Below are 11599 nucleotides of genomic sequence, written 5' to 3' on the forward strand. Positions count from 1 at the left end.
TGCCAAGTAAAGGCGGATTAACTGGAAGGCCCCGATTTTCGGATCGGGGCTTTTCCTGTGTCGGGATCTATTAATCTTTTCCATCCCGGCCGTCAATGTTTCTGTGGAACGATGGCCCTGCTGAGCCTGTCCAATGTTGCAGCTCGGTAACGAACTTTACAGTGAGTCAACTTTGGTGGCTCTTGGCCGCATTTGGGGTTTACGCTTCATGCCATGTGAGACGGCCCACACTGCCGCTGGGGGAGTGTGGACGTCTGTCCGGCGCTGTAGGCGCCGGTCTCACCCACACCACAGAAACAAGGAGGCGGAATGCGCTTGGGTCGTATTTCCAAAGCAGTGGGCGTGGCGGCAGTAGCTGCCATCGCCCTCAGCGCCTGCGCAGGCAACAGCGGCGGGACAACCCCGTCAACTGCGGCCGCAGCAGGCAAGCAAGGCGGATCGGCAACCGTAGTCGAGGTCAACGCGTTCAACACGTTCAACCCGAACACGGCTGACGGAAACACTGACATCAACTCAAAGATCAGCTACGCCACGCACTCAGGGTTCTTCTACATCGACAACAAGCTCAACGTCGTCCGCAATGAGAAGTTCGGCAAGATGGAAAAGGTCTCGGACGACCCCCTGACGGTCAAGTACACCATCAATGACGGCGTGAAGTGGTCAGACGGCACGCCTGTGACCTCGGCCGACCTCCTGCTGCAGTGGGCCGCCTTCTCCGGCTACTACAACGACGCCAATGCGGACGCCAAGACCGGAACGTCCTACTTCTCCTACGCCGGTGACCCCACCGGCCTGGCGCTTACCGACTTCCCGGAGCTGAGCGACGACGGCAAGTCCATGACGCTGAAGTACTCCAAGCCCTTCGCCGACTGGGAAATCGCCCTCGGCGGCCCCGGCGTCGACATCCCGGCCCACGTCCTCGCCAAGAAGGCGGGCCTGGCCGACGCCAAGGCATTCGTCGACCTCCTCAAGGGCACTCCCCGCGGCGACGCCAAGGCCCCCAAGCCGGCGAACGCTCAGCTCAAGGCCATGGCAGACCTGTGGAACACCGGCTTTGACACCAAGACCCTGCCGGCCGATCCGAGCCTCTACCTCTCCAACGGCCCGTTCATCGTCAAGAGCGTCAACCAGGACCAGTCCCTGACCATGGTCAAGAACCAGGACTACAACTGGGGCCCGACACCCAACCTCGACGAAATCACCGTCCGTTACATCGGTGAGGCCCCCGCCCAGGTCCAGGCCCTCAAGAACGGCGAAGCCGACATCATCGCCCCGCAGGCGTCCGCTGACACCGTGGAGCAGCTCAAGGCGCTTGAGAGCCAGGGCGTGACGGTCGACGTCGGCAACCAGCTCGCGTACGACCACATCGACCTGAACTACTCGGGCCCCTTTGCCGACAAGAACGTCCGTGAGGCGTTCATGAAGGCCGTCCCGCGCGCGGACATCGTCGACAAGATCGTCAAGAAGCTCGACCCGAAGGCTGCTCCGCTTGACTCGCAGCTCTTCGTCCCGGACCAGGCCCCCTATGCCGACTCCGTGAAGAACAACGGATCCTCCGCCTACCAGGGCGTGGACATCGACGGCGCCAAGAAGCTCCTCAACGGTGCCACCCCCACGGTCCGCATCATGTACAACAAGGACAACCCCAACCGTGTCGACGCTTTCTCCCTGATCAGCGAGTCCGCCACCAAGGCCGGCTTCAAGATCGTTGACGGCGGCCTCGGCAAGTCCGACTGGGGCAAGGCCCTCGGTGACGGCACCTACGACGCCACCATCTTCGGCTGGAGCAACTCCGGTGTCGGCGTGTCCGGCGTCCCGCAGATCTTCAAGACCGGCAACGACTCCAACTTCAACAAGTTCAGCGACCCGGCAGCGGACAAACTGATGGACGAACTGATTGTCACCACCGACAAGAGCAAGCAGGACGGCCTCGTAACGCAGATCGACAAGATGATCTGGGACTCGGCCTACGGCCTTCCGCTCTTCCAGTCGGTTGGCGTGGACGCATACAGCGACCGCATCACCGGTGTGAAGTACATGCCGAACCAGACCGGCGTTTGGTGGAACTTCTGGGAATGGGCACAGAAGTAGCCCGCGACCGCAAGTAACACTGCTGGCAAGGCGTCGGGACCACAGCTTTCGGTCCCGGCGCCTTTCTGGCGACCTCCCTGGCGATGCCGTGGTTCCGCCGCCACATCGGCGGGAACCGGCCAAACTCCGCGACCGGCCCGGGCAATCCCCGGGCCCGAACTCCGAGGTTCTATACCAATGGTGACCTACATCTTCCGGCGGCTTGTGACTGCCGCCCTCATACTTCTCGGCGCATCCTACTTCGTGTATCTCCTGACAGCGGCGTCCGGCGATCCCCTGGAGGAGTTCCGTGCCAGCAACTCGCCGCAGAAGCAGCAGCTCATGGACGCGAGAACCGAGCTCCTGCAGCTGGACACCCCCGCCCCGCTGCGGTATTTCAAGTGGTTCGGCGGCGCGGTCCAGTGCCTCGTTCCGTTCGCCAACTCCTGTGACCTCGGAAAGAACATCGCCGGCCAGCCCGTCACCGAGGCTCTCGGCTTCGCGCTCGTGCAGACCCTGACGCTCGTCACCGGGGCCACCGTGCTTGCCATCCTGATCGGCATCACCCTGGGCATCGTCACCGCGCTCCGGCAGTACAGCACGCTGGACTACGGCGTGACCTTCATGGCCTTCCTGTTCTTCTCCCTGCCGATCTTCTGGGTGGCCGTCCTGCTCAAGGAATTCGGCGCCATCGGGTTCAACAACTTCCTGCGAAACCCCGAGGTTCCGCTGCCGACGGCACTCGGCATCGGCGTCGTCGCCGGCGCGCTGACAACGGTCGCGGCGGGCGGGGCCATGAAGCGTCGGCTGCTGACCGGTGCCATCGTCTTCGCCTTCGTCACCGCGGTGCTGATCTACTTCTCCGCCACCGAATGGTTCAAGACCCCGGGCCTCGGTCCAGTGATCATCGCCATCGCCGGTGCGGGCATCGCCTTCGCCGTCACCCTGCTCTCCGCCGGACTGAAAAACCGCAAGGCCCTTCAGTCGGCCCTGATCTCCGTCGGCGTCGGCGTCGTGCTGTACTTCGTCCTGCAGCCGCTGCTCAACGATGCGACGTTCCTCATGATCGTGATCCTGGCGGTCGCCTTTGTCCTGATCGGCATGGGCATCGGCTACGTGGTGGGGGGCTACGACCGGGGGCAGTCCATGCGGGCCGCGGCGATCACCTCCTTCCTGGTCGGCTTCCTGATCCTGCTGGATCGTTACATGCAGGCCTGGCCCAGCTACTTCAACAACAGCCGTGTGCGCGGCCGGCCCATCGCCACTATCGGTGCCAGCACACCGAACATTGAGGGTGACTTCTGGGTCCTGAGCCTTGACTCCTTCACCCACCTGATCCTGCCCACCCTGGCCCTGATCCTCATCTCGCTGGCCAGCTACACGCGGTTCACCCGCGCGTCGATGCTGGAAATCATGAACATGGACTACATCCGCACGGCCCGGGCCAAAGGCCTGAGCGAGCGGACCGTCGTCATGCGCCACGCCTTCCGTAACGCCCTGATCCCGATCGCCACGATCGTCGCCTTCGATATCGGAGCACTGATCGGCGGTGCAGTCATCACCGAAACAGTCTTCTCGGTCCGTGGCATGGGCTTCCTCTTCCTGGACGGGATCGCTCATGTCGACCCCAACCCGGTCATGGGCGTCTTCATCTGCGTCGCCATCACGGCCATGGTCTTCAATCTGATTGCGGACCTGGCCTACTCCGCACTGGATCCGCGCGTAAGGGTAAAATCATGAGCCAGCCAAGTCAGCAGGAAGTAATCATGGCCGAAGACGGCTCGCGGATATCAGCCGCGGCAGGAATTGAGCCGGTCCTCGAGGCAAAGGGCCTCAGCCAGGGCCAGATCGTCCGGAAGCGGTTCCTCGGGCACTCCGGCGCCATCATCGGCCTCGTGGTCTTCGCCCTCATCTTTGTCATGGCCTTCACCTCGGTGGGCTACCTGGGCATTCCGGGCTGGTGGAAGTACACCCACGAGCAAGTCTCCCCGCTGGTCAACGACGGCGCACCGACGTCCTCGCTGTGGCCCCTGGCCTGGGGCGAACATCCGTTTGGCCAGGACAGGATCGGCCGGGACCTGTTCGCCATGACCATGCGGGGCGCACAGCAGTCCATCACCATCATGCTCGTGATCGGCCTCATCGCGGGCCTGATCGGCGCGGTGGTCGGTGCCATCTCCGGCTACTTCAGGGGCTGGGCAGAGGCCATCCTGATGCGCGTGACTGACGTCATCATCATCATTCCGGCCCTGCTGCTAGCCGCCGTCATGGCGCAGCTCGCCGGCCGCCGGGACCAGGGGAGCTGGTTCGCCTCCTTCGCCAGCACCAACGGCGTCCTGGCCCTCGGAATCTTCCTGGGCCTGATCAGCTGGGTGAGCCTGGCCCGCCTGATGCGCGGCGAATTCCTGTCACTGCGAGAACGCGAGTTCGTGGATGCGGCCAGGATTTCCGGCGCCAGCAATGCCAGGATCATCTTCAAGCACATCCTGCCCAACGCCGTCGGCGTGCTGATCGTGAACGTCACCCTGACGATGTCCGCGGCCATCCTCACCGAAACGGCACTGAGCTACCTCGGCGTCGGCGTCAAGGCCCCGGACACTTCCCTGGGCCTGCTCATCTCGCAGAACCAGCAGGCCTTCGCCACCCGGCCCTGGCTCTTCTGGTTCCCGGGCATGTTTATCGTGCTCATCTGCCTCAGCATCAACTTCATCGGCGACGGCCTGCGCGATGCCTTTGACCCGCGGCAGAAGAAGTTCAACGCCAAGAAGGCGGTGGACCACAGGGGGACTGCCGTGCAGGCAAGTGCTGTCACAGCCCCCGACGGTCCCGGGTATGAGCAATCCGGGCCCGAGGGATCACGGTACGACGGACCTGCCGACGGAACACAGGGCAAGTAGATGCCGGCCCCCTGCGGCAGGTCCGCGCTAGCCGGCGGTAACCGCCAGGTAGCTCGCCGCCAGAAGCAGTACGACGGCGCCAATCGCCACCCAGCGGACGGTGACGGTCGCATCGGTGGCGGCAGCGTCGTCTGCGGCGAGCTGTCCGCTTTCCACCAGCTCATGCCACCGTGCCCGCACCAGCATGGCGGCCTGGCCGGAGTCCGTGGTCTTCAGGTCGCCGGGGCGGACCGACCTGCCGGGTCCGTAGGTGGTTGCCGGCAGGCCGTGGAGGTCTTCCGGGCGGCCATTGCGACCGCCCCAGATTCCGGGAGCGGGCGCGGCCCAGGAGACGTAGCTCTTCCGGGCCGTCACCAGGGTGAGTGCAAAGCGGGTATCAACGTGCACCAGCGCGGCCCACGGAACCTCGATCGAGCGGAACGGATTTTCCAGGGTGACGCCGGAATCGTGCACCACCACGGACGGCATCCAGAACAGTTGCCAGCCCATGAACGCAATGAAGGCCAGCGGGGCGACGCCCGCCAGCGCTCCCGGCCCTGCCATGACAACCGTGGCGACGACACCGAACGCGGCCACCGTCCACGACAGCCAGGCGAACCATTTGTTCGTCCGTGCCTTGAAGACTTCAACATTTCCGGCGTGCGGCGCAGTGCTCATGCCCCCAATAATTCAGTATTCCGAGCCGCAGCACTAATTCCCGGTGCACCGGCGGCTCGGGCGGAAGGATGGCCCCATCATGACTGACTTCATTACCCTCGATCCGCCGGCGGCACCCGCGCACGGCAAGGGGGAAATCGTCCTGGAGGTCCGGGACCTCAGCGTGGATTTCGGCGTGGACAAGAAATGGGTCCCGGCTGCGATCGGCCTGAACTACGAGGTGCGGGCCGGCGAAGTGCTCGCCATCGTGGGGGAGTCCGGTTCCGGAAAGAGTGCCAGTTCAATGGCGCTGCTGGGCCTGCTGCCCAGTAACAGCCGTGTGACCGGAAGTGTCAAGCTCGCCGGCCGGGAGCTGCTGGGAACCAATGAGGCCAATATCCGGGCCGTCCGCGGCAAGGACGTCGCGGTGATCTTCCAGGAGCCGATGACGGCCCTGAACCCGGTCTACACCGTGGGGTCGCAGATTGTGGAAACTGTGCGTCTGCACAACGAAGTTTCCCCGGAAGAAGCGCGGCGCAAGGCCCTGCGCATGCTGGAACTTGTCGAACTGCCCGATCCCGAGAAAGCCTTCCGGTCTTACCCGCACCAGCTCTCCGGCGGGCAGCGCCAGCGCGCCATGATCGCGCAGTCGCTCTCCTGCGACCCGAAGCTGCTGATTGCGGACGAGCCCACCACGGCCCTCGACGTGACCGTCCAGGCCGAAATCCTTGACCTCATGCGCAACCTGCGCAACAAGCTGGACAGCGCCATTGTGCTCATCACGCACGACATGGGCGTGGTGGCCGACCTCGCCGACCGGATCGCCGTCATGCGCCGGGGACTCATCGTGGAGACGGGCACCGCGGCGCAGATCTTCCACAACCCGCAGCACGAATACACCCAGGCCCTGCTGGCCGCGGTTCCGCACCTGGGCCAGGGCGGTTCGGATTCGGTGTCGGACGTCGATGTCACTGCCGCCCTCGCCGCCGCCACCCACGCCGAGATCCTCTCCATTCCGGAAGACGAGCTGATCCGGCGGGAGCGGGAGAACGCCGCTGCCCTGGCCGCGGCCGAGGCCGCCAAGCCAAAGGGTGAGCCGGTCCTGGAACTCAACGACGTCGCCATCGAATACCCCAAGCAGGGCCGGGTGCCGGCCTTCCGGGCTGTGGAGGGCGCCAACCTCGTCATCTACCCCGGGCAGGTGGTCGGCCTGGTCGGCGAGTCGGGCTCGGGCAAGACCACCATTGGCCGCGCCGCCGTCGGCCTGCTGCCGGTGGCGGCGGGCACCATGCGCGTCGTCGGGCAGGACATTTCTGCCGCCAAGAGGAACGGCCGGCAGCTCCACGAGATGCGCCGGCATGTCGGCATGGTGTTCCAGGACCCGTCCTCGTCCCTGAACCCCAGGCTTCCCATCGGGGAAAGCATCGGCGAGCCGATGTTCCTCGCGGGGGTCGCGAAGGGCGCCGAGCTGCAGCACCGGATCGAGGCACTCCTGGACCAGGTCGAGCTTCCGCGGGACTACCGCAACCGCTACCCGCACGAACTCTCCGGCGGCCAGAAACAGCGCGTCGGGATCGCGCGCGCACTCTCGCTCAAGCCGAAGCTCATGGTCGCCGACGAGCCCACCTCGGCCCTGGACGTCTCCGTCCAGGCCAAGGTGCTCGATCTCTTCCAGAACCTGCAAAAGGAACTGGGCTTCGCCTGCCTCTTCGTCACCCACGACCTCGCCGTGGTCGACGTGCTCGCGGACCGGATCTGCGTCATGCAACGCGGCAGAATCGTCGAACAGGGGACCCGGGACCAGATCCTGCGCAACCCGCAGGAGCCCTACACCCAGCGGCTTCTGGCCGCGGTTCCGCTGCCGGATCCGGACAAGCAGCGCGAGCGCCGCGAGCTGCGCGCGCAGCTGCTCTCGGGGGCCAGCTAAGGTGTGCCCCCGGGGCTGAAAACCGCCTACTTCGAGTTAATCCGGAGTAACCCGGATCACACTTCGGGCGAATACTACCAGCCGGTAGCGTGTGACTTGAAATACTTTGCGCGTGACGCTAGCAGTCATGAGGTTGTCGGATCACGGTTTGGCAACGGAGTTCCAACATTTGGACATTTTGGGGCTAGGCTACTTCCTTATGTAGGCCACGTCACAGGGGATACCCCTGTGCCTGCCTTCGGGGAAGCACAAGTTTTTCCCTCACGAACTCCCACAACTCATAGGAGGCGGAATGCGTTTTTCGCGCACTTCCAAAGCACTGGGCATGGTGGCTATCGCCGCCCTCGCCCTGACCGGATGCGGTGCCAGCGGCTCCGCAACCGGTAGCGGCAGTAACGGCGGCGACACCAGCAAAGTGATCCTCGCCGACGGCTCCGAACCCCAGCGTCCCCTGATGCCGGCCGACACCAACGAGGTCGGCGGCGGCAAGGTCATCGACATGATCTTCGCGGGTCTGGTCAGCTACGACCCCAGCGGCAAGCCGGTCAACGAGCTCGCCGAGTCCATCGAGGGCAAGGACGGCCAGCACTTCACCATCAAGATCAAGAAGGACCAGAAGTTCACGAACGGCGAGGCCATCACGGCCAAGACCTTCGTCGATTCCTGGAACTTCGGGGCCGCAGCAAAGAACGCACAGCTCAGCGGAGGCTTCTTCGAAAGCATCAAGGGCTACGACGAGGCCAGCGCAGAAGGCTCCACCGTCGACACCATGTCCGGCCTGAAGGTCGTTGACGATCAGACGTTCACCGTCGAACTGAAGCAGCCGGAATCCGACTGGCCGCTTCGCCTGGGCTACACCGCGTTTGTTCCGGTTCCCTCCGGCGCCCTGAAGGACCCGAAGGGCTTTGGCGAGAAGCCGGTCGGCAACGGCCCCTACAAGCTTGCGGACGGCGGCTGGCAGCACAACGTGCAGATCCAGCTCGTTCCGAACCCGGACTACAACGGCCCGCGCAAGGCCAAGAACGCCGGCGTGACCTTCAAGATCTTCCAGAACGACGACGCCGCCTACCAGGACCTGCTGTCCAACAACCTGGACATCCTGCAGACCATCCCGACCAGCGCGCTGAAGAACTTCAAGTCTGACCTCGGCGACCGCACCATCAACAAGCCGTACGCCGGCAACCAGACCATCGCCATCCCGGAATACCTGCCGGAGTGGAGCGGCGACGCCGGAAAGCTCCGCCGCCAGGCGATCTCCATGGCGATCAACCGCGACGAGATCACCAAGGTGATCTTCAACGGTGCACGCCAGCCCGCCAAGGACTTCACCGCTCCCGTGCTTGACGGCTACAGCGACGCGATCCCGGGTGCTGACAACCTGAGGTTTGACGCCACCAAGGCCAAGGAAGCTTGGGCCAAGGCCGACGCCATCCAGAAGTGGGACCCCAACGAGACGTTCACCATCGCCTACAACGCCGACAAGGGCGGACACAAGGCGTGGGTTGAGGCTGTTGTCAACCAGCTCAAGAACACCCTCGGCATCAAGGTTGAAGGCAAGCCGTACTCCACCTTCAAGGAAGCCCGCAACGACGCCACCGCCAAGACCCTCACCGGCTCCATCCGCGCCGGCTGGCAGGCGGACTACCCGTCGCTGTACAACTTCCTCGGCCCGATCTACAAGACCGGAGCCGGCTCCAACGACGCCAACTACGCGAACCCGACGTTCGACAAGGCCGTCTCCGACGGCCTGAACGCCTCGTCCGTCAGCGATGGCAACAAGGCCATGAACAAGGCCCAGGAAATCCTCCTGAACGACCTGCCGGCCATCCCCCTGTGGTACCAGGTTGCCCAGGGCGGCTGGAGCGACAAGGTCACCAACGTTGACTACGGCTGGGACGGCGTCCCGCTGTACTACAACATCACCGGTAAGTAACACCTGAGCGACGGCGGGGGCCGCCCACACTGGGGCCTCCGCCGTCGTCGTGCTTTTCGCACGCCTAATTTTTCTTGGTGCCCGACTCTTCGGGCGAACTTTTCGCAGCCCTGCCGCCGTGAGTGAACCGGCGCCGGTCTGCATCCATAGTGAAAAGGTTCTTTGATGAACAACTCCGCCGCATCCCTGGACAGGATGCCTGCCAACGAGGGTGTGACTCGCTGATGTCGACCTACATCCTCAAGCGTTTCCTGCAACTGATTCCCGTCTTCCTCGGCGCCACACTGCTGGTCTACTTCCTGGTCTTCAGCCTCCCCGGCGACCCCATCGTGGCACTGTTCGGCGACAAGCCGGTCAACGTGGCCGTCGCAGCCAAGCTGCGGGAGCAGTACCACCTGGACCAGCCGTTCTGGATGCAATACCTGCTCTACCTCAAGAGCATCTTCACGTTCGACCTCGGCCAGGACTTCTCCGGACGTCCCATTGCAACAGTGCTTGGCGAGGTCTTCCCCGTCACGGCGCGGCTGGCCATCATGGCGCTGATCTTCGAGGGTGTCTTCGGCATCGTCTTCGGCCTCATCGCCGGACTGCGGAAGGGCAAGTTGTTTGACGCCACGGTTCTGATCGCTTCACTGATCGTGATCGCTATTCCGATCTTCGTCCTGGGATTCCTGCTGCAGTTCACCATCGGCGTCCAGCTGGGCTGGGCCAAGCCCACAGTTAGTTCCGCCGCTACAATCCCGGACCTCATCCTGCCCGCGATCGTGCTGGGACTGGGATCCTTTGCCTATGTGCTGCGTCTGACCCGCACGTCGGTCATCGAAAACATGAACGCCGACTACGTGCGCACCGCCACCGCCAAGGGCTTGTCCCGGTTTCAGGTGGTCCGCGTCCACATCCTGCGCAACTCCCTGATTCCCGTCATTACTTTCCTGGGCGCCGACCTCGGTGCCTTGATGGGCGGCGCGATCGTGACCGAGGGCATTTTCAACGTCCCGGGCGTAGGCAACCGGCTCTACCGGGCCGTCCTGTCGGGCGAAGGCCCCACCGTGGTCTCGATCGTCACCGTCCTGGTGCTGATCTACTGCCTGTCCAACCTGCTCGTTGACCTGCTTTACGGCTGGCTTGACCCGAGGATCCGTTATGACTCCTGAGAACACCACCGCACGCCACGCCGTCGCCACCCGTCCGGCCCGCCGGATGGAGCACTTCGTGGCCGATGTCTCCGAGACTCCGCTCCAGGCAACGGACCGGGTCAAGGACGAAGCCGCACCGCTGAGCCTTTGGGGCGAGGCCTGGAAGAACCTGCGCAAGCAGCCGCTCTTCCTCATCTCCGCATTCCTGATCCTGGTGGTAGTGGCGGTCTCCCTCTTCCCTGCGCTCTTCTCGCCGATCGACCCGACGTCGGAGGCATGCCAGCTGGCCAACTCCGACGCCGGCCCCGTCGCGGGCCACCCCCTGGGCTTCACCCAGCAGGGCTGCGACGTCTATGCCCGCGTCATCTTCGGCACACGCTCCTCGGTGACGGTGGGCCTCTTCACCACCATCGGGGTCCTCCTCATCGGCTGCATCCTGGGTGCTGTGGCCGGCTACTACGGCGGTTGGGTCGACTCCATCCTTGCGCGCATCAATGACATTTTCTTCGCGCTGCCGCTGATCCTGGGCGCAATCGTGCTCATGCAGCTGCCGATGTTCCGGACGAACCGGACGGTCTGGACACTTGTGCTTATCCTGGTGGTCTTCGGCTGGCCGCAGATCGCCCGCATCACCCGCGGCGCCGTCATCGAGGTCCGCAATGCCGACTTCGTCACGGCCGCCCGGTCACTCGGCGTCTCGAAGTTCGGTGCCCTCATGCGCCACGTCCTGCCGAACTCGCTGGCTCCGATCATCGTCGTGGCCACGATCTCTCTGGGCACGTTCATCGTGGCCGAATCCACGCTGTCGTTCCTCGGCATCGGGCTGCCGCCCAGCGTCATGTCCTGGGGCAACGACATCCAGGCGGCGCAGTCCTCGCTCCGGTCCAACCCGATGCCGCTGCTCTACCCGGCCATCGCGTTGTCCATCACCGTCCTGAGCTTCATCATGCTGGGCGATGCCCTGCGTGATGCCCTCGATCCCAAAGCCCGCAAGCGATGA

Annotated in this window: 8 protein-coding genes; 7 read left to right on the plus strand and 1 reads right to left on the minus strand. The window is 64.2% G+C overall.

Annotated elements, in window-relative coordinates:
- Positions 1-309: 309 nt before the first annotated feature.
- From ABD243_RS04675 to ABD243_RS04685, 3 genes are all read left to right on the plus strand, one after another.
- Positions 310-2091 carry an ABC transporter family substrate-binding protein gene (locus ABD243_RS04675; protein ID WP_116767310.1) on the plus strand — a complete coding sequence of 594 codons (1782 nt, stop codon included), beginning with the start codon at positions 310-312 and terminating at the stop codon, positions 2089-2091.
- A gap of 177 nt (positions 2092-2268) precedes the next feature.
- The gene (locus tag ABD243_RS04680; RefSeq protein ID WP_116767311.1) at positions 2269-3810 is read left to right on the plus strand and encodes an ABC transporter permease; all 1542 of its coding nucleotides are present in this window, start codon (positions 2269-2271) and stop codon (positions 3808-3810) included.
- Between the two features lie 26 nt (positions 3811-3836).
- Positions 3837-4967 carry an ABC transporter permease gene (locus ABD243_RS04685; protein ID WP_344363113.1) on the plus strand — a complete coding sequence of 377 codons (1131 nt, stop codon included), beginning with the start codon at positions 3837-3839 and terminating at the stop codon, positions 4965-4967.
- 27 nt (positions 4968-4994) lie between these two features.
- Here the strand turns inward: ABD243_RS04685 and ABD243_RS04690 are convergent, their stop codons facing one another.
- Positions 4995-5624: a PH domain-containing protein gene (locus tag ABD243_RS04690; protein ID WP_116767313.1), complete on the minus strand. Its 630-nt coding sequence runs from the start codon at positions 5622-5624 to the stop codon at positions 4995-4997.
- Between the two features lie 79 nt (positions 5625-5703).
- On the opposite strand from ABD243_RS04690, the gene ABD243_RS04695 reads away from it, so the two are divergent.
- The 4 genes from ABD243_RS04695 to ABD243_RS04710 all read left to right on the plus strand — a co-directional run bounded on the left by ABD243_RS04695 (position 5704) and on the right by ABD243_RS04710 (position 11599).
- Positions 5704-7530, plus strand: coding sequence for an ABC transporter ATP-binding protein (locus tag ABD243_RS04695; RefSeq protein WP_344362615.1), 1827 nt, complete (start codon positions 5704-5706; stop codon positions 7528-7530).
- A gap of 292 nt (positions 7531-7822) precedes the next feature.
- Positions 7823-9463 (plus strand): peptide ABC transporter substrate-binding protein, encoded by a 1641-nt coding sequence (locus ABD243_RS04700; protein WP_344362619.1) that lies wholly within the window; start codon positions 7823-7825, stop codon positions 9461-9463.
- Positions 9464-9687: 224 nt separating this feature from the next.
- On the plus strand, positions 9688-10617 hold the full coding sequence (locus ABD243_RS04705) for an ABC transporter permease (RefSeq protein WP_116767316.1): 930 nt from the start codon (positions 9688-9690) through the stop codon (positions 10615-10617).
- Entirely contained in the window at positions 10607-11599 is a 993-nt protein-coding gene (locus tag ABD243_RS04710) for an ABC transporter permease (RefSeq protein WP_344362621.1), read from the plus strand. Before ABD243_RS04705 ends, ABD243_RS04710 begins: the two co-directional genes overlap by 11 nt.

The sequence above is a fragment of the Arthrobacter humicola genome, assembly GCF_039531445.1.
Classification (GTDB): domain Bacteria; phylum Actinomycetota; class Actinomycetes; order Actinomycetales; family Micrococcaceae; genus Arthrobacter; species Arthrobacter humicola.